Origin of the sequence: Pseudomonas sp. TH49 (assembly GCF_016650625.1) — a bacterium.
Lineage (GTDB): Bacteria > Pseudomonadota > Gammaproteobacteria > Pseudomonadales > Pseudomonadaceae > Aquipseudomonas > Aquipseudomonas fluorescens_H.
Window position 1 is genome coordinate 2439289 of record NZ_JAEKFL010000001.1, and the last position, 17868, is coordinate 2457156.

Genomic DNA, 17868 nt, shown 5'->3' on the forward strand with positions numbered 1-17868 from the left:
CGATACCTGGTTAAAAATTAGTCAGTGTGCTGCAGGCCATGAGCGATATGGCCTGTAGTCCCTTTCGCTCAGGTTATCCACAGGCCGTTCCACAGCCATTGTGGGTAACGCAGCACAGCTTAGTGACAACCGTGTGACGTCCAGACCCGTTGCGCACTGTGATGGAGGATGCCGTGGCGGCGGGCGAGGGCGTGGCGATCCTTGCTGTAGCCGCCGCCGATCACGCCGACCACCGGGATGTCGCGGCCCAGGCAGTGACGCATTACGCTTTCATCGCGGGCGGCGACGCCTTCGTCTGTCAGCTGCAGATAACCGAGGGCGTCGTCCTTGTGCACATCGACGCCGGCGTCGTACAGCACCAGGTCCGGTTGATACAGCGGCAGCAGGTAGTTAAGCGTGTCATCCACCACCTGCAGATAGTCGGCATCGCCCATACCTTTGGGCAGCGGAATGTCCCAGTCGCTTTCAGCCTTGCGTGCCGGAAAGTTCTTTTCGCAGTGCAGGGAAACGGTGATCGCCTCCGGCGTGTCCTGCAGAATCCGCGCAGTGCCGTCGCCCTGATGCACGTCGCAATCGAAGATCAGCACTCGGTTCACCCGACCGCTTTGCAGCAGGTAATGGCTGATGATCGCCAGGTCGTTGAAGATGCAGAACCCGGCCGGGTAGTCGTAGTGAGCGTGATGGGTGCCACCTGCCAGGTGACAGGCCAGACCATGCTCCAGGGCTTTTTCCGCCGCCAGAATCGAGCCACCGACCGCGCGCACCGTACGCCGCGCCAGCGCTTCGTTCCACGGCAGACCAAGGCGCCGCTGGTCTTCACGGGACAACTCGCCGCTCATGTAACGTTCGATATAGTGACGGTCATGGGCCAGGGCGAGGATGTCGTTGGGACAGATCTCGGGACGCAGCAGGTCGGCGTCGCGGGTCAGGCCGCTGTCGACCAGGTGATCGCGCAGCAAGCGGAACTTGTCCATGGGAAAGCGGTGATCCGCCGGAAACTCGGGGCTGTAGTCTTCGTGGTAGATCAGCGGCAGTGGCATGGTGATTTCGTATGGCTTTTGAAGATTGGGAACGCAGGAAAGAGTGAACGATCCTACCAGCGATGTAGACTTGCGGCATGGAAATGGAGGGGCATGATGGAGCCGATTCAGCAACTCGAAAGCGCACGCCTGTTGATGCGTCAGTGGCGCGACGAGGATTTGCCGGCATTTGCGGCGATGTGCGCCGATCCGCAGGTGATGCGCTACTTTCCGGCACCGCTCAGCCGTCTGGAAAGTGCGTCGATGATCGGCCGGGTGCGCGGGCATTTTGCCGAGCACGGCTTCGGTCTGTGGGCGCTGGAGCGCAAGGACAGCGGTGAGTTCATCGGTTTTACCGGTCTGGGTGTGGTCAGCTTCGATGCCCCGTTCACTCCGGCGGTGGAAATCGGCTGGCGTCTGGCCCGCGAACATTGGGGCCTCGGCTATGCCAGTGAGGCGGCGTGGACGGCATTGCGCGCAGGCTTTGATCGGCTGGGGCTGAAGGAGATCGTTTCTTTCACCGCGCAGAGCAATCTGCCGTCGGAGAAAGTCATGCAGGCGATTGGCATGCAGCACGATCCGGCCGATGATTTCGATCACCCCAAAGTTGCCGTCGATCACCCGTTGCGCCGGCATCTGTTGTACCGAATCACCAGGGAGCAATGGCTGCAAACCCTGCATGGCTAAGCCGACACGGACGTTTACAATGGCGCGACAGTGGCTCGCGCCAGAACCTGAATGGGCCGCCGCAACCAAGACTGCGCGGCATAGCGTTGTGTGAGGAGAGTCTGAATGAGCCAAGTGTTGGAAGATCTGGTCGACCTGCTGACCCTGGAACCGATCGAGGAAAACCTGTTCCGTGGCCGCAGCCAGGACTTGGGTTTCCGTCAGTTGTTCGGCGGGCAGGTGCTCGGTCAGTCGCTGTCGGCGGCCAGTCAGACGGTTGAAGAGGCGCGCCATGTGCATTCGATGCACGGCTATTTCCTGCGCCCGGGCGATGCCAAGTTGCCGGTGGTGTATTCGGTGGATCGCGTGCGTGATGGCGGCAGCTTCAGCACCCGTCGGGTCACGGCCATCCAGAAGGGCCACCCGATCTTCACCTGCAGCGCTTCGTTTCAGTACGACGAGGCAGGCTTTGAGCACCAGAGCCAGATGCCGGTGGTGGTCGGCCCGGAAAACCTGCCGTCGGAGCTGGAACTGACCCAGCAACGTGCGCACCTGATCCCCGAGCACATGCGCGAAAAACTGCTGTGCCCGAAACCGATCGAAGTGCGCCCGGTCACTGAAAAAGACCCGTACAACCCACAACCGGCCGATCCGGTGAAATACGTGTGGTTCCGTGCCGACGGCGCGTTGGCGGATATTCCGGCGCTGCACAAATACCTGCTGGCCTATGCCTCGGACTTCGGTTTGCTGACCACGTCGATGCTGCCGCACGGCAAGTCGGTCTGGCAGAAAGACATGCAGGTCGCCAGCCTCGATCACGCGCTGTGGTTCCACAATGATCTGCGCGCCGATGACTGGCTGCTCTATGCGATGGACAGTCCGTGGGCCGGCAATTCCCGGGGTTTCTCCCGTGGCAGCGTGTACAACCGCGCCGGGCAACTGGTGGCGTCGGTGACCCAGGAAGGCCTGATTCGTCACCGCAAGGACTGGGCATGAGCCTGAGCGATGTGAAGCACTGGGTGTTCGACATGGACGGCACCCTGACCGTCGCCGTGCATGACTTTGCGGCGATTCGCGTGGCGCTGGCGATTCCGCCCGAGGACGACATTCTCACCCACCTCGCTTCGCTGCCGGCCGAGGAGGCCGCGGCGAAACACGCGTGGTTGCTGGAGCATGAGCGCGATCTGGCGCTGGGTTCGAAACCGGCTGTCGGTGCGGTGGAGCTGGTGCGCGACCTGCACGGGCGTGGCTATCGCCTGGGCATTCTGACCCGCAATGCGCGGGAACTCGCGCATGTGACGCTCGACGCCATCGGCCTGGCCGACTGCTTCGCCGTGGAAGATGTGCTGGGCCGCGATGAAGCGCCACCGAAGCCGCATCCCGGCGGATTGCTGAAACTGGCCGAAGCCTGGAACGTTCCGGCCAACGAGATGGTGATGGTCGGGGATTACCGCTTCGACCTCGATTGCGGGCGGGCGGCAGGGGCGCGGACGGTGCTGGTGAATCTGCCGGACAACCCGTGGCCGGAGCTGACGGATTGGCATGCGCAGGATTGTGTCGAGTTGCGGCGGATGCTTTTGGCCTGAGATCTTTATTGTCTGATCTGGCCTCATCGCGAGCAGGCTCACTCCTACAATTGGAATGCGCTCCCCTGTGGGAGCGGGCTTGCTCGCGAAGAGGCCAGAACGGCCACCGCAAGGATTACTGATCAAACAGCGCTTTCTGCCCCTCCGGCGACGTCAACATCCCATCGCCGTTATGCCCGACACCGGGCACTTCCACCAGCCGCTGATTCACCCCTTCCGGATGGCGGCGCAGCAGGTAACTGAAAAATGCCTTGCCCCGCTCCAGTCGATACGCGCCCTGCGCCTCGGCGGCGCAACTCTTGTCCAGCGCCGGATGTTGCGGGTCGGTGTCCTGCTGCCCCAGCAGATAAATCACCTCGCGTTTGATGTAACTGCTTTCAAGCTGCATCGGCGTTTGCCCACCGGCGTACACCGGCATGTCGGTCAGACCGTACTTCCAGCGATTGAAGCCCGGGCACTGTGCGTGATCGAACGCCACTGGCCGCTGTTCGTTGAAATAAGCGTACGACGACGGATTGGCCACCACATACCGCAGGCGAATGCCGTTGGCCTTCAGCGCCGGCTGATCCTTGGCCAGCAGGGCGTAGCGTTGCACCACTTGTCCGCCACCGGAATGGCCGAAAATCACGATCTGCTGCACATCCGGAAACTGTTTGCGATCACTGACCCGGGCGACGATGGCGTCGAGTGCGGCGTAGGAGCTCAGCGGCTTCGGCCCTGTGGATAAACCGCCGCCCATCCACTCGTTGCCTTTCCAGCGCAGCAATGTGTTGGGCAGGGAGTACAGCGCGACGTCGCTTTCGTTGAGAAACTGCGGCGCGATCACCAGCGTGTGCGCCGTTTGCCCGGCCAGTTCGGTGGCGTGCTCGGCACTCTTGCGATAGGTCTCGGCATTGCGCAGACGACCGTGAATGACGATCAGCACCCGTTCGATTTTCTCCGGTGCCGGGCTGATGCCGACGGCCATTTCGCCGGCCTCGAATTGCAGGCGTCCGGGGCTGATGGCATCGACGCCCGCCGCGTGGGCGTTGCCGCCGATGATCAGTAAAGCCAAAAGCCATTTGCGCATTTACAGGTTTTTCGCCGCGAAGGTATCGCACTGGCCGACCTGGCCTTGGGCGAAACCGGTTTTGAACCAGCGCACCCTTTGCGCCGACGTGCCATGGGTAAACGAGTCCGGCACCACACGGCCCTGACCCTGTTGTTGCAGGCGATCATCACCGATGGCGTTGGCCGCATTCAAGGCCTCTTCGACGTCACCCGGTTCCAGCCAGTTCAGGCGCTTCTGCGCATGGTAGGCCCAGACGCCGGCGAGGCAGTCGGCCTGCAGTTCCTGGCGCACCAGCAAACCACCGTCGCCCTGCATCTGCCGGCCTTGCTGACGGGCCGCCTGAATTTTCGCCGAGACGCCGAGCAGCGTCTGCACATGGTGGCCGACTTCGTGCGCGATCACGTAAGCCTGGGCGAAATCGCCGGCAGCCTTGAAGCGCTGGGCCATTTCCTGGAAGAAGGCCATGTCCAGATAAACCTTCTGATCCGCCGGGCAATAGAACGGGCCGGTCGCCGAAGTCGCCAGACCGCAGGCGGAATTCACCCGGTTGCTGAACAGCACCAGGGTCGGGTCCTTATATTGGCGGCCGGCCTGCTGGAAAATCGCGCCCCAGGTGTCTTCGGTATCGCCAAGGATCGACCGCACGAATTCGGCCTGCTGGTCGTTGGCCGGTGGCGCCTGACGGGGTTGCGTCGAGGCCGGTGCCGATTGCTCGGTCATTTGCCCGGTGAGCTGGCCGAGGATCTGCAACGGATCCTGGCCGGTGATCCAGCCGATGCCGACGATCAGCAAAATCGCCCCCAGGCTCAGACCCTTGCCGCCACCGAAACGCATGCCGCCGCCACCGCCGGTATCATCGCCACGGGCATCGACGACGTTGTCACTGCGTCGGCCTTTTTTCCATAGCATGTGGGAAATCCTCTTTCTGTACGTGGTGATGAGTGTTGCTGGTGTGTGATGCTGGCGCCAGTCCGATCGTCCGGCAAGGTTTTGAATTCAGACAGTGAGCATACAAGGAATGTCGATAAAAAAAGGGCAAGCAACATCGATAAGAAAGATGGCGCAGACGTTGGGTGACTACTTGAGCCCAAGCATCGGTAATGTGGATGAGTATTATCAGTGGCCGATCAATTGCCAAAAAATTAGCGACCTTACTCAACAGGATTTTTCGGAGATCGGCAGTGCCTATGAACAGACCCTGAAAATGAAGGCGTGTTTGCGTCCAATGCTGGCAGATCCGAAGAGCAAAGAAGGATTGGATGCCGCACGTTTTCTGGTGGGTGAGTGGGGCGGGATTACCCCCAGCGTAAAGCTGTCTGAATGGGTGATTAAAGCCCGCTGTAGCCTTGATAAGGGGCCGGAGAAGATGGATGACATCTCACTGACCGGTGTGAGCTCATGGTCAAAGGTTGTCTCATGTCTGTATGACTGGGCGCCGATCTACGATTCCCGGGTCGCATTCTCCATCAATGCAATCAATTACATGAACGGTGATACCGAGGCGTTTTTTCCAATGCCCGTCGGTCGAGGAGCCCGTTTGTCACTGATTAATCTGGAAAGCCTGTTCCTCTTGTCGAACCTGCGCTCTGGGGCGTTGGATTCGAGCATCTTGCTCAGCGCGCATGTAGGTAAGGAAATACGACCTCAGTTTCACATCCCGGTGAGATCAGCCTATCGAGAGTATGTACGGTTGGTGGCGCAGATCGGCGACTACCTCCAATTGGAAAGGGATCAACACTGTAAAATCGAAATGCTGTTATTTGCTTTAGCTCCCCACCAGGTATTCGCCGATCTGGTCAAGCGGCTTCTAATCGAGGGTATTACGTCCGATGCCATTAAACAGGGATGATCGAAAGGGTATGACACGAATGGATGCGGTTGAAGAAACACTGGTTTTTTATGGCCTGATGAACCTGTCCACCATCGACCCCTTGGGCAATTTCGAGGGCGGTGAAATTGTTTTTGATGCCTTTCACGAATCGTTCGAACGAAAAGCAGAGGCGGGTGCGCTTGGGCAAGATAGCCTGAGCGATGACATACGTTACCCGGTCGCGTTGTTTGCGATAAACCGAGTCGAGGCTTGGCGAACCTTGCAGGTGACCGTCCAGCAGTTCAACTCTCAGTCCTGGTGGAAAATCATCCTACGGGCATCAACCAACGATGGGGTGGCCGTTCGATTTCTTTTGTCTGACGACAATGTGCAGCTGAAAAATGTTTATCGAGTGATCAGCATTACCCCAGCTGACCCTCCAGTGAATGAATCGCTTGATGCGTTGACGCAACTTCCGACTGCGCCACTGTTCGAGGGAGTAAACATCGATAAAGCCTTTCGCAATGCCGGTAGCCAATCCATCCGGGTCAATGTCGTCGATGTCGGGCAAGGAAACTTGAACGCGATTCAGAGTGGGTCTGACACCCACCTATTTTTTGATTTGGGGTGGCCAACGACGTTTCAAGATCGAGCTGGCTTGCCTCGGTTCAAGCCGGATTTATCCAGCGGTAGTGAGAGCACAGCACCTGTGGTGCTTTCTCACTGGGATTGGGATCACTGGGGCATGGCAATAGACACTGTGATTTTCCATCGTGGTGGAGGTTCGACCATTACCTGGCACATTCCGGCGCTGGATCGGCCGTGGATTGTGCCGGGTATCGGGTCAGATTGGGGTGGGGTCAAGCTCAGACCGTTGCATTGGCGATTTGTCCGAGAGCTCCATCGACGTGGACAGTTGTATTTGTGGCCCGCATCCCATTCCGAAATGGAGTTTGACTACGTGTCGATTTATCGGACTCGCGAGATCAGCAGAGGACGTCGCGCCAATGATCCGAATCAAAATGGACTGGCCATGGTGGTGCATGAGAGGCGACCTTCTGATTCTGCGCGATTGAAAGGCATCTTGTTGCCAGGAGACGCTGACTTTATCAATATCCCGATCCTGCGCGGAAGCAGGGTGCCTTATAAGTTCAATGGCCTTGTAGCCACTCATCACGGTGCAGCATTCACATATCAAGGGTGCCCGTCGACTTTTTCGAATTTTGCGCGAGTTGCTGTATCTGTGGGTTACAAGAACGGATATCGACATCCCAGGAAAATGGCACTGGCCACCTACGTGGCCAGAGGGTGGACCCATCAGGCTCGAACCGACTATCGACTCGATATGGAACCCCTTTACGATGAATATCTCGCAAATGTGACGCTGACATTGAACGGCATTGCATCGGGCGCAGCCATATACGCGTTTGCCATTTCATCCCTTTACTGGTGGCGATGACGCGCCTTGCATTGACGGTTAGCGATCAAACGAGTCCCAAACTGGCGCGAAGTCCGGGCTGACCTGACGCTCGCGCTTGGACAACGCGGCGATCAACGCCCGGTCGTCGTCATCTAGTTCAACCTGCAGCGAGGCCAGGTTCGCCAGTTGATTGGCGCGGCTGCTGGCCTTGGGAATCGCTGCGACGTCGGGCTGATCCAGCAGCCATTTCAATGCGACCTGAGTCGGCAGCACGCCGTGTTTTTTCGCGACCTGCTGAATCTGCGCAATGTCCGAGACCTTGTTACGCGCCAATGGCGTGTAGGCCGTCAGTGCCAGATCGTGTTGGCGGGCGTAGTCGAGCAGGGCGTTCTGGCCGAGCAGGACGTGGTACTCGACCTGAATCGCCGAGAGGGGAATACCGTATTCCTCGACGACTGTGCGCAGCAGCGGCAGAGGAAAATTCGCCACGCCGATGTTGCGAGCCAGACCTTGCTCCTTGAAGGATGCGAGGGTTTCAAGCGTGCGCGGCAAGTCCCAGTCAGTGCTCGGCCAGTGGATCATGAACAGGTCGACGTACTCGCTGCGCAAGGCCTTGAGGCTGCGCTGTATCGAGTGGCGCATCGCATCAGGTTGTAACTGATCCCACCAGACCTTGGTGGTGACATGAATCTGCTCGCGGGGTGTCGGTGTGTTCGCCAATGCTTGTCCGACGGCGTCTTCGTTGTTGTAGGCCGCTGCCGTGTCGATGTGCCGGTAGCCGAGTTCCAGCGCTTGCTCGACGGCACGGGTGCATTCGTCGCCGAGCATCGGCCAGGTGCCGAGGCCGAGTTTCGGCATGTTCAAACCCTGGGCGTTAACAATGTGCTGCATGGTCGATCTCCTGTTCGAAAGCAGTGATGCCGGCGATATGCCGGGCGGCGATGTAGCCGAAAGTCAGCGCCGGGCCGAGGTTGATCCCGCCCGCCGGATAGTGCCCGCCCATGATGCTGGCCATGTCGCCACCGGCGGCGTAGAGCCCGGCGATGGGCCGGGCATGGGCATCGAGCACTTGCGCATGCGGGTTGACCTTGAGCCCGGCAAAGGTGCCGAAGCAGCCCGGTTGCACTTTCACGGCATAGAAGGGGCCTGTCTCTATTGGAGCTACGCAAGGGTTGGGAAGGTTCGCCGGATCGCCCTGTTTGCGGTTATAGGGCGTTGCGCCGCGACCGAACGACGGGTCCTCGCCGTGGCGTGCATGGCGGTTGTAGTCCTCCACCGTGTGGCGCAACCCGCTGGGGTCGATGCCGCAGGCGCTGGCCAATTCTTCAAGAGTGTTGCCGGTTTTCAGATAGCCGCTGCGGATAAATCCTGACACCGGAACGGGAAATGGCCGCGACATGCCCAAGCCATAACGCCGTTGAAAGGCGCGGGTGCAGATCAGCCACGAGGCGACTTCTTCGCCCTCGGGCGTGGCGGCAACCATGGCGCTGACGTAGTCGTAGTAACCGTTGGCTTCGTTGACGAAGCGTTGGCCGTTGCGCAGTACGCCAATAATTCCTGGTTTGCCGCGCTCGATGATGTGCGGGAAATGGCCGACGCTGCCGTCGGCATGGGGCACTCGCGAGACCGGCGCCCAGGCCACGGGCGAAGCCACGTCGGTGTTGACCGTGGCGCCGACACTTTCGCCCAGGCGCAGGCCGTCGCCATTCACCGCCAGCGGCGGCAGTGCCCAGTGTTCATGACCCGAGGGCGTGCGCGGAAACAAGGCCTTGCGTCGCTCGATGTCGTTGGCAAATCCACCGGCGGCCAGCACCACGGCGTTGCGTGCATGAATGCGGATCGAACCTTTGGCGCTGCTGACCAGCGCGCCGCAAACCCCTGTTTCATCGCGCAGCAGTTCGGTCACTGGCGCCGACGCCCAGAGCAGGACGCCAAGGTCCTCGGCGGACTTCGCCAGTCGTGCGACCAACGCCACACCGTTGACCAGTTGCATCGCCCGACCGTGTACCGCGAGGTCAAGCAAGTGCCGGGTAAAACGTCGGGTTACGTGCCACGTGGCTTTCAGTGATCGGCTGAGATTGAGGAACGCCGCAAGGTCGGCGCCGGCCATGATTGGCATGCCCATGAAGGACGTTTCGCGCATGGTTGTGCGCAAACGCTTGAGCAGGCGTCCGACCTTTCGCCCGTCGTAAGGCGCCGCGATGACTGAGCGACCGCCCGTGCCCGCGCCGGGTGTATCGCCATGAATGTCGGCGATGGCGTTGCCGTCGGCAAATTGCAGAGCGGTGTGCTGTTCAAAAAACGCCACCATGCGCGGCCCGGCGGTGAGGAAGGCATCGACCATTGCCGGGTCGTAATGCTCGCCGAGTTCGTGGCGCAGGTAAGTGCGCGGTTGCTCAACGTCCTCGACGATGCCTGCGCGTCGAGCCAGCGGATTGCACGGCACCCACGCCCAGCCGCCGGACCACGCAGTGGCACCGCCGAACACCGGCTCTTTTTCAACCACGATGACTTTCAGACCATGCCACGCCGCAGTGACCGCTGTGGATAAACCGGCGGCACCGGAGCCGACGACCAGAACGTCGCAGTCGATTTCGGGAAGTTCGGCAGGCATCAGGCAAAGCTCCGCAGTGGGTTTTATTGGAATTGGATTCCGGAAATTAACCAATGAAGCGCGACTGCAACAAGGCTTGTTTCAGTAAAGTGGGCGTTTATCGCCCGGCCAGTTCCGGATTTCGCTTTGTGTGAGATGTCTTCTAGAATCGGCAAAATTTCACTTGGATTTCCCCATGGCCGGCAGTCAGATCGAACGGGTTTTCAGCGTGCTGGAAAGCCTCACCAGTGAGCCGCGCGGGCTGCCGATGCAGACCCTCGCCGAACAACTGGACATCCCGAAAAGTGCCACTCACCGCATGCTCGCCGAGCTGATTCGCCTGGGTTACGTGCGGCAGAATGCCGACACTTTGCGCTATCACTTGTCGACCAAACTGGTGGCGATGGGGTTTCAGTATCTGTCGAGCAGCGGTGCCGACATCGTGCAACCGGTGCTGGATCGACTGGCTCAGGAAACCGGTGAACTGGTGCGTCTGGGGGTGATCGATGGCGAGCGCCAGACCTGGATCGCCAAGGCCCAGGGCGCACGCACGGGCTTGCGTTATGACCCGGACATGGGCCGCGATGCGCCGCTGTTCTACACCGCCTCCGGGCATGCGTGGCTGGCGTGCATGAGCGATGCCGAGGCGTTGTCGCTGGTCGAGCGCCAGGGCGCGGAAGTACCGGTGGGCGTCGGGCCAAATGCGCCGCGCTCCAATATCGAACTGCTGGAGCGCCTGCGCCTGGCGCGGGAACAGGGTTATGCCTGTGTCGAGGAAAGTTCGGCGGTGGGCACCTCGGCGATTGCCGCGGTGGTCAAGCATCCGGTGGACGGGCGAGTGATCGGCGTACTGAGCATTGCCGGGCCAAGCGCACGGATGCCTGGCGCGCGACTGCACGAATTGGCGCCGTTGCTGGTGAAGTTCACCGAGGAATTGTCGGCGGCGAGCCTGGCGTCTGAGTTATTCATCTGACCGATCCCCTGTAGGAGCTGCCGAAGGCTGCGATCTGTTGATCTTGACCTTAAAAACAAAGTCAAAAGATCGCAGCCTGCGGCAGCTCCTACAGGTCAGGCGTTGGTATGAAGTTGTGCGGTGTTCGCACGGTTTTCCCATCACTGGGTGTTTGATTGTGGAACGTGGTTCTAAATTGTTGCTGGAGTGACTTTTCCAACAACAATCACAAGAGGATCGCGTCTTGACTCCGCCCCTTCGTATCGCCCTGATCGGCGCTGGCAACATGGGCCAGCAGCATTACCAGCACCTGCAAACCCTCAACGAAGCCCGTTTATGCGCAGTGGCCGATCCCGGCCCGCAGGCTGTCGCGCTGGCGGGGCAGTGGGGCGTGGCGTATTTCGCCGATCATCGGCAGATGCTGGAGCAGGCGCGGCCAGACGCGGTGATCGTGGCCAATCCGAATAATCAGCACGTCAGCACCGCCCTGGATTGCCTCGCCGCCGGGGTTCCGGTGCTGCTCGAGAAACCGGTCGGCGTGCACCTGGATGAGGTGCGTGAACTGGTGGCGGCGGTCAAACGCTGTGGCGTGCCGGTGCTGGTCGGCCATCATCGGCGGCACAATCCGCTGATCGTGCGCGCCCATGAGTTGTTGCGCAGCGGCGCGCTCGGGCGGCTGACCACGGTTACCGCACTGTTCCAGTTACGCAAACCCGACGCTTATTTCGAGATCCCGTGGCGCCGTGAACCGGGGGCGGGCCTGTTGCTGACCAATCTGATTCACGACCTCGATCTGCTGCGTCATCTGTGCGGTGAAGTGCAATCGGTGCAGGCCGTCACCGACAACGCGGTGCGTGGTTTTGCCAACGAAGACAGTGTGGCGCTGTTGCTGCAATTTGCCGACGGTGCACTCGGTACGCTGAGCGGTTCTGATGCCGTCGCCGCGCCTTGGAGCTGGGAGCTGAATTCCGGGGAAAACCCGGTCTACCCGCGTCAGGTCGACCAGCCGTGTTACCTGCTGGCGGGTACCGCCGGGGCGCTGAGCATTCCGCAACTCAAGCGCTGGCATTACGCTGCCGATCAAGTCGATGCCGGTTGGCACGAGCCTTTGCTCGCGGTGCAGGAACATTGCGCGGCCGGTGACGCCTTGCGTTTGCAGCTGCAGCATTTTGTGCAGGTCGCGCGGCGTGAAGTCGAACCGCTGGTCAGTGCCGCCGATGCCGCACGAACATTGGCGCTGGTCGAGGCGATTCGCGAGGCGGCGGCCAGCGGTCGTGCCTGTTCCCCTGCAGTGGTCGAGGCTTGAACATGAACGAACGAATCCTGTCCCTGGCCAGTCTCACCGTACTCGAATTGTCGCCACCGCAAATGGTCGAGGTGGCGGCGCGTGCCGGTTACAGCCATGTCGGCCTGCGTCTCGAGCCGGCGACGCCCGAGGAATATCACTTTCCGTTGGTGGCCGATGCTGATTTGCGGCGTCAGACGCTGGCGCGTTTGCGCGACACTGGCATCGCTGTGCTCGATGTGGAAATCCTGCGCTTGAAACCGCAAACCGTGGTCGCCGATTTTGAGCAATTGCTGGCCGTCGGCGCGGAGTTCGGCGCCAGTGAGTTACTGGTCGCCGGCAACGATCCTGACGAGCAACGGCTCACCGACAATTTTGCCGCGCTGTGTGATCTGGCGGCGCCTTACGGCTTGCATCCGCATCTGGAGTTCATGCCCTGGACCGATGCGCGCAACCTCGAGCAGGCGTTGCGCATTGTTGCCAACGCCGACCGGGAAAACGCCGCGGTGCTGGTCGATGCCTTTCATTTCGATCGCTCCGGCTCACGGCTGGAGGATCTGGCCCGCGTCGCACCTGCGCGCCTGCGTTATGCGCAATTGTGTGATGTGGCGGGCCCGAGACCGGCGGACATGGCCGAGATCTTGCGTCAGGCGCGCAATGAACGGCGGTTTCCCGGCGAGGGCGATTGTGACTTGCTCGGGTTGCTGAAAGCGCTGCCGACTAATCTTGCATTGAGCCTGGAAATTCCTGCAGTGAAATTGCTCGAGCAGGGCGTGAGTGGATTGCAGCGGGCGCAGATGGCGATGGATAGCACCCGAGCGTTGTTGGCGCGGCTTTAAGCGCTGCTGCGCACCTGTCGCGGGCAAACCCGTTGCCACAGGGACAGTGTTGTTCCAGTGGCGACGAGACTTGCCTGCGAAGATTTTTGATCTTTTTTGCAACACAAGGAAATCCAATGACCGTCAGCACCCCGCTCTCTGGTGTCAACCAACCCTTCAAGGGGATCTTGCTGATTGTCGTGGCGACCTTCCTGTTCTCCAGCCACGACGCCCTGTCGAAATACCTTTCGGGCTTTTACCCGATCATCATGGTGGTGTGGGCGCGGTATCTGGTGCACACCTTGCTGATGGCGGGGATTTTCCTGCCGCAGTCGGGGTTGCGCGTGCTGCGCACCAAACGGCCGTTGTGGCAGTTGGCGCGGGCGCTGTGCCTGCTCGGCACCAGTCTGTTTTTCACCACTGCGCTGCTGTACATCCCGCTGGCCGAGGCCACGGCGGTCAACTTTCTTGCGCCGGTGCTGGTGACGGCCCTGTCGGTGCCGCTGCTCAAGGAACGGGTGACGCGCGGACAGTGGATCGCGGTGATCTGCGGGTTTATCGGGGTGCTGATCATCGTCCATCCGGGAGGTGAGCTGTTCACTCCGGCGGTGCTGCTGCCATTCTGCTCGGCGTTGTTTTTCTGCTTCTATCAACTGCTGACGCGCAAGCTCGCAGAAGTCGACAGCCCGACCACCAGCAACTTCTTCGCCGGGTTGTGCAACACCTTGGTGATGAGTGCGCTGGTGCCGTTCTTCTGGCAAGTGCCAACGTTGTCTCACGCCGTGCTGATGCTGGCGCTGGGCAGTTGCGGGATGACCGCGCACCTGTTTCTGACCCAGGCGTTCCGCCATGCCGCGCCGGCATTGCTGGCGCCGTTCGGTTATTGCCAGATCGTGTTTGCCGGGTTGTTGGGGTGGGTGGTGTTCAATCACACGCCGAGTCTGTTGACGGTGATCGGCATTGCGGTGATCTGCTGCAGCGGCCTGGCGGCGGCGTGGCAGCAGAGCCGTAAGTGAGATAAAGACACAACCCTGTAGGAGCGGGCTTGCTCGCGAAGGCGGTGGATCAGTCGACATCAATGTTGAGTGTCAGTCCGCTTTCGCGAGCAAGCCCGCTCCTACAGGGGGAGGGTGGTGCAGGCCGGTTACTCGGTAACGTCTGGAATCTTGCGCGGCGCCATGAAGTACATCCAGGTCAATGCAATGAAGTACATCGCCGGAATCAGCGTGAACAACACGGTGTAGTTGTTATGAGTGACGGTCAGGATGTGGCCGACGATCTGGGTCATGAACATCCCGCCGATCGCTGCGCACATGCCGCCGAAACCGAACACCGTGCTCATCATGTGCTTGGGCGTGTAGTCCATCACCAGACTCCAGATGTTCGCAGTCCAGGCCTGATGCGCGCCGATGGCCAGAGAGATTGCCGCGACGGCGACCCACAGATTGCTCGAACCGGCGGCCATGATCACGCCGATGATGCAGCAGGCGAACAGGAACATCGACAGCAGCCGCGCCTTGATCGAGTTCATCCCGCGACCGATCAGGAACGACGACAGAATGCCGCCGCCGACGCTGCCGAAGTCGGCCGTCACGTAGATGATGATCAGCGGAATACCCATCTGGGTGACGTTGATGCCCAGGTTGTATTGCTGATTGAGAAACGGCGGCAGCCAATACAGGTAGAACCAGAACACCGGCGCTGTCAGCGAATAGGCGAGGGCGAACGCCCAGGTGCCACGCATGCGCAGGATGCGTGAAAACGGTACGCGGGCCTGTTCCGGTTCGACTTCCTGCTGGATGTAGTCGAGTTCGGATTTCTTCACCCGTGGATGGTCTTCCGGGTTGAAGTATTTCAAGCCCCAGAACAGCAGCCAGATTCCGCCGAGGGCCGACATGCACAGGAACGCCGCCTGCCAGCCCCATACGTGGAGAATCAGTGGCAGCAGCATCGGCGTGAACATGGCGCCGACGTTGGTCCCGGCGTTGAAGATGCCGGTGGCCACGGCGCGTTCACCGGCCGGGAACCACAGGCGCGTGGTTTTCACGCAGGCCGGGTAGTTGGCCGCTTCGGTCAGGCCGAGGATGAACCGGCAGACCATGAAGCCGACGGCCGAAGTCGCCAGACCGTGGGCGCCGGTGGCCAGGCTCCAGAGCAGCACCGCGCAGAAGAACACGCGTTTCACGCCGACCCGGTCGATCAGGCGTCCCTGCAGGACGAAACCAATCGCGTAGCCGACCTGAAACCAGAAGTTGATGTTGGCGTAATCCATCGCCGTCCAGCTCATTTCCTTGGCGAGGATGGGCTGCATGACGCCGAGGGCGGCGCGGTCGATGTAGTTCAGGGTCGTGGCGAAAAACACCAGCGCCAGCATGCCCCAACGGGTCTTGCCGACAGCCATGGCGCCGCGGATCTTGTCGCCGATGCCACCCGTGGCAGTGCTCATGGCCGGGGCCATGCGGGAAGTCTGTGAAGGAATCATTGTTCCACCCGTTTTTGAATTTGTTATGTGGTGTTGTTTGCACGCACTGCGACCGAAGGTTCATTTCCGGACTCAATGTGAAGTCGATGGTGGGCAGTGGACGAAAAATCGTCAATTCGTCGAAACGCCATAGTGTTCGATAATCGCACGCAAAACTAACCGGCTGGTACACTTTAAATTGCTGCTGAAGACGATGCAGCCAATAATTTCCTCACGATAAAAAACGATCCCCTGTAAAAAAACTGCAGCGCAGTCCGGGAGTAGAAACATGCAGCGTTCCATTGCCACCGTTTCCCTGAGCGGCACCCTGCCGGAAAAGCTCGAAGCCATTGCCGCCGCCGGGTTCGACGGCGTCGAGATTTTCGAGAACGATCTTCTGTATTACGACGGCAGCCCGCGGGAAATCAGGCAGATGTGCGCTGACCTGGGGATCGCCATCACCCTGTTCCAGCCGTTCCGCGATTTTGAAGGCTGCCGCCGTGATCGACTGGCGCGCAATCTGGAGCGGGCCGAGCGCAAATTCGACCTGATGCAGGAACTGGGCACCGATCTGGTGTTGGTCTGCAGCAACGCCTCGGCGGACAGCATCGGCGATCAACAGATTCTCGTCGATGACCTGCGCCTGCTGGCCGAACGGGCCGGCGCTCGCGGGTTGCGCATCGGCTATGAAGCGCTGGCCTGGGGCCGGCACGTCAATACTTATCAACAGGTCTGGGACATCGTCCGCCAGGCCGATCATCCGGCGCTCGGCGTGCTGCTCGACAGCTTTCACACCTTGTCGCTGAAAGGTGATCCACGCGCGATTGCCGACATTCCCGGCGACAAGATCTTCTTTGTGCAAATGGCCGACGCGCCGATCCTCGCCATGGATGTCTTGGAGTGGAGCCGGCATTTCCGTTGCTTCCCGGGACAGGGCGAATTCGATCTGCCGGGGTTCCTCGCGCCGATCATCCAGAGCGGCTACACCGGGCCATTGTCGCTGGAGATCTTCAACGATGGTTTCCGCGCCGCACCGCCACGGGCGAATGCCGCCGATGGTCTGCGTTCGCTGCTGTATCTGGAAGAGAAAACCCGTCAGCGCCTGGAACAGCAAGCAACGCCGCTGGCCAACCGCGAAATCCTCTTCGAAACGCCGCCGGCCAGCGAATACAACGGCATCGAGTTTCTTGAGTTCGCCGTCGACGAAAGCCTCGGCGCCAAACTGAGCAACTGGCTGGAGCGGCTGGGCTTCGTCAAGGCCGGGCAGCACCGCTCCAAGAGCGTGAGCCTGCTGCGTCAGGGCGATATCAACCTGATCCTCAACGCCGAACCGTATTCGTTCGGCCACAGTTTTTTCGAGGCCCACGGCCCGTCGCTGTGCGCCACCGCCGTGCGGGTCAAGGACAGCGCCAGCGCACTCGCTCGTGCGGTCGCCTACAAGGGCCAGCCCTATCGCGGCCTGGTCGGCCCCAACGAGCTGGAACTGGCCGCGGTGCGTGCGCCGGACGGCAGCCTGATTTATCTGGTGGATGAAGCGGCGGATGTCTATGGCACCGACTTCAATCTGCTGCCGAACGCTCAGGCCCGTGGCGGCCTCAAGCGCATCGATCACATGGCCATGGCGTTGCCGGCCGACAGCCTCGACAGTTGGGTGCTGTTCTACAAGAGCCTGCTGGATTTCGAGGCCGACGATGAAGTGGTGCTGCCCGACCCGTATGGGCTGGTGAAGAGCCGGGCGCTGAGAAGCCGTGACAGTTCGATCCGCTTGCCGCTGAACATCTCGGAGAACCGTAACACCGCGATCTCCCACGCGCTGTCGAGTTATCGCGGCTCCGGTGTGCATCACATTGCCTTCGATTGTGATGACATCTTCGCCGAAGTCAGTCGCGCCAAAGAAGCCGGTGTGCCGTTGCTGGATATCCCGCTCAACTATTACGACGACCTCGCCGCGCGCTTCGATTTCGACGACGAATTCCTCAGTGAGTTGGCGTATTACAACGTGCTCTACGACCGTGACGCGCAGGGTGGCGAGTTGTTTCACGTGTACACCGAGCCGTTTGAGGGGCGCTTCTTTTTCGAGATCATCCAGCGTAAAAACGGTTATGCCGGTTATGGTGCGGCGAACGTCGCGGTGCGTCTGGCGGCGATGGCCAAATCACGCAGCGGCGCGGTGCGCCAGGCGAAGTTGTAGGAAATTCGTAAACGCG

16 protein-coding genes are annotated in these 17868 nt (G+C 60.5%); 10 read left to right on the forward strand and 6 right to left on the reverse strand.

Annotated elements, in window-relative coordinates:
* Window positions 1-119: 119 nt before the first annotated feature.
* Entirely contained in the window at window positions 120-1040 is a 921-nt protein-coding gene (locus tag JFU48_RS11110; protein WP_201136511.1) for a histone deacetylase family protein, read from the reverse strand.
* Between the two features lie 96 nt (window positions 1041-1136).
* Here JFU48_RS11110 and JFU48_RS11115 point away from each other — a divergent pair, with 96 nt between their 5' ends.
* The 3 genes from JFU48_RS11115 to JFU48_RS11125 all read left to right on the forward strand — a co-directional run bounded on the left by JFU48_RS11115 (window position 1137) and on the right by JFU48_RS11125 (window position 3271).
* Window positions 1137-1706, forward strand: coding sequence for a GNAT family N-acetyltransferase (locus tag JFU48_RS11115; RefSeq protein WP_201137070.1), 570 nt, complete (start codon window positions 1137-1139; stop codon window positions 1704-1706).
* 105 nt (window positions 1707-1811) lie between these two features.
* The gene (tesB, locus tag JFU48_RS11120) at window positions 1812-2681 is read left to right on the forward strand and encodes an acyl-CoA thioesterase II (protein WP_003228466.1); all 870 of its coding nucleotides are present in this window, start codon (window positions 1812-1814) and stop codon (window positions 2679-2681) included.
* Entirely contained in the window at window positions 2678-3271 is a 594-nt protein-coding gene (locus JFU48_RS11125; RefSeq protein ID WP_201136512.1) for an HAD family hydrolase, read from the forward strand. The genes tesB and JFU48_RS11125 overlap by 4 nt, the downstream gene beginning before the upstream one ends.
* A 115-nt stretch (window positions 3272-3386) precedes the next feature.
* On the opposite strand, the gene JFU48_RS11130 is transcribed toward JFU48_RS11125, so the two are convergent.
* Together JFU48_RS11130 and ypfJ are read right to left on the reverse strand one after the other, a co-directional pair.
* Window positions 3387-4340, reverse strand: a complete 954-nt coding sequence (locus JFU48_RS11130; RefSeq protein ID WP_201136513.1) for an alpha/beta fold hydrolase — start codon at window positions 4338-4340, stop codon at window positions 3387-3389.
* The gene (gene ypfJ, locus JFU48_RS11135) at window positions 4341-5231 is read right to left on the reverse strand and encodes a KPN_02809 family neutral zinc metallopeptidase (RefSeq protein WP_003228458.1); all 891 of its coding nucleotides are present in this window, start codon (window positions 5229-5231) and stop codon (window positions 4341-4343) included.
* 148 nt (window positions 5232-5379) lie between these two features.
* Between ypfJ and JFU48_RS11140 the strand changes: the two genes are divergently transcribed.
* Complete coding sequence (locus JFU48_RS11140; RefSeq protein WP_201136514.1) at window positions 5380-6171, forward strand: hypothetical protein; 792 nt, start codon at window positions 5380-5382, stop codon at window positions 6169-6171.
* 19 nt (window positions 6172-6190) lie between these two features.
* Window positions 6191-7591 (forward strand): hypothetical protein, encoded by a 1401-nt coding sequence (locus tag JFU48_RS11145; protein WP_201136515.1) that lies wholly within the window; start codon window positions 6191-6193, stop codon window positions 7589-7591.
* A gap of 18 nt (window positions 7592-7609) precedes the next feature.
* On the opposite strand, the gene JFU48_RS11150 is transcribed toward JFU48_RS11145, so the two are convergent.
* Together JFU48_RS11150 and JFU48_RS11155 are read right to left on the reverse strand one after the other, a co-directional pair.
* Window positions 7610-8443 carry an aldo/keto reductase gene (locus JFU48_RS11150; protein WP_201136516.1) on the reverse strand — a complete coding sequence of 278 codons (834 nt, stop codon included), beginning with the start codon at window positions 8441-8443 and terminating at the stop codon, window positions 7610-7612.
* On the reverse strand, window positions 8427-10166 hold the full coding sequence (locus tag JFU48_RS11155) for an FAD-dependent oxidoreductase (RefSeq protein WP_201136517.1): 1740 nt from the start codon (window positions 10164-10166) through the stop codon (window positions 8427-8429). The genes JFU48_RS11150 and JFU48_RS11155 overlap by 17 nt, the downstream gene beginning before the upstream one ends.
* A gap of 175 nt (window positions 10167-10341) precedes the next feature.
* Between JFU48_RS11155 and JFU48_RS11160 the strand changes: the two genes are divergently transcribed.
* The 4 genes from JFU48_RS11160 to JFU48_RS11175 all read left to right on the forward strand — a co-directional run bounded on the left by JFU48_RS11160 (window position 10342) and on the right by JFU48_RS11175 (window position 14216).
* Window positions 10342-11118: an IclR family transcriptional regulator gene (locus tag JFU48_RS11160; RefSeq protein ID WP_103484811.1), complete on the forward strand. Its 777-nt coding sequence runs from the start codon at window positions 10342-10344 to the stop codon at window positions 11116-11118.
* Between the two features lie 223 nt (window positions 11119-11341).
* The gene (locus JFU48_RS11165; RefSeq protein ID WP_201136518.1) at window positions 11342-12403 is read left to right on the forward strand and encodes a Gfo/Idh/MocA family protein; all 1062 of its coding nucleotides are present in this window, start codon (window positions 11342-11344) and stop codon (window positions 12401-12403) included.
* Window positions 12404-12405: 2 nt separating this feature from the next.
* The gene (locus tag JFU48_RS11170; protein ID WP_201136519.1) at window positions 12406-13221 is read left to right on the forward strand and encodes a sugar phosphate isomerase/epimerase family protein; all 816 of its coding nucleotides are present in this window, start codon (window positions 12406-12408) and stop codon (window positions 13219-13221) included.
* A gap of 116 nt (window positions 13222-13337) precedes the next feature.
* Window positions 13338-14216, forward strand: coding sequence for a DMT family transporter (locus tag JFU48_RS11175; RefSeq protein ID WP_003228449.1), 879 nt, complete (start codon window positions 13338-13340; stop codon window positions 14214-14216).
* 128 nt (window positions 14217-14344) lie between these two features.
* Here JFU48_RS11175 and JFU48_RS11180 read toward each other — a convergent pair whose 3' ends face one another.
* The gene (locus JFU48_RS11180) at window positions 14345-15682 is read right to left on the reverse strand and encodes an MFS transporter (RefSeq protein WP_027612856.1); all 1338 of its coding nucleotides are present in this window, start codon (window positions 15680-15682) and stop codon (window positions 14345-14347) included.
* Between the two features lie 268 nt (window positions 15683-15950).
* Between JFU48_RS11180 and quiC the strand changes: the two genes are divergently transcribed.
* On the forward strand, window positions 15951-17852 hold the full coding sequence (gene quiC / locus JFU48_RS11185) for a 3-dehydroshikimate dehydratase QuiC (protein WP_201136520.1): 1902 nt from the start codon (window positions 15951-15953) through the stop codon (window positions 17850-17852).
* Window positions 17853-17868: the final 16 nt, after the last annotated feature.

Coding starts and splice junctions, on each gene's coding strand:
- JFU48_RS11150 (WP_201136516.1), bottom strand. CDS start 8,443: ATGCAGCACATTGTTAACGCCCAGGGTTTGAACATGCCGAAACTCGGC.
- quiC (WP_201136520.1), top strand. CDS start 15,951: ATGCAGCGTTCCATTGCCACCGTTTCCCTGAGCGGCACCCTGCCGGAA.
- JFU48_RS11155 (WP_201136517.1), bottom strand. CDS start 10,166: ATGCCTGCCGAACTTCCCGAAATCGACTGCGACGTTCTGGTCGTCGGC.
- JFU48_RS11160 (WP_103484811.1), top strand. CDS start 10,342: ATGGCCGGCAGTCAGATCGAACGGGTTTTCAGCGTGCTGGAAAGCCTC.
- tesB (WP_003228466.1), top strand. CDS start 1,812: ATGAGCCAAGTGTTGGAAGATCTGGTCGACCTGCTGACCCTGGAACCG.
- JFU48_RS11115 (WP_201137070.1), top strand. CDS start 1,137: ATGGAGCCGATTCAGCAACTCGAAAGCGCACGCCTGTTGATGCGTCAG.
- JFU48_RS11110 (WP_201136511.1), bottom strand. CDS start 1,040: ATGCCACTGCCGCTGATCTACCACGAAGACTACAGCCCCGAGTTTCCG.
- JFU48_RS11180 (WP_027612856.1), bottom strand. CDS start 15,682: ATGATTCCTTCACAGACTTCCCGCATGGCCCCGGCCATGAGCACTGCC.
- JFU48_RS11145 (WP_201136515.1), top strand. CDS start 6,191: ATGGATGCGGTTGAAGAAACACTGGTTTTTTATGGCCTGATGAACCTG.
- JFU48_RS11130 (WP_201136513.1), bottom strand. CDS start 4,340: ATGCGCAAATGGCTTTTGGCTTTACTGATCATCGGCGGCAACGCCCAC.
- JFU48_RS11125 (WP_201136512.1), top strand. CDS start 2,678: ATGAGCCTGAGCGATGTGAAGCACTGGGTGTTCGACATGGACGGCACC.
- JFU48_RS11140 (WP_201136514.1), top strand. CDS start 5,380: ATGGCGCAGACGTTGGGTGACTACTTGAGCCCAAGCATCGGTAATGTG.
- JFU48_RS11175 (WP_003228449.1), top strand. CDS start 13,338: ATGACCGTCAGCACCCCGCTCTCTGGTGTCAACCAACCCTTCAAGGGG.
- JFU48_RS11170 (WP_201136519.1), top strand. CDS start 12,406: ATGAACGAACGAATCCTGTCCCTGGCCAGTCTCACCGTACTCGAATTG.
- ypfJ (WP_003228458.1), bottom strand. CDS start 5,231: ATGCTATGGAAAAAAGGCCGACGCAGTGACAACGTCGTCGATGCCCGT.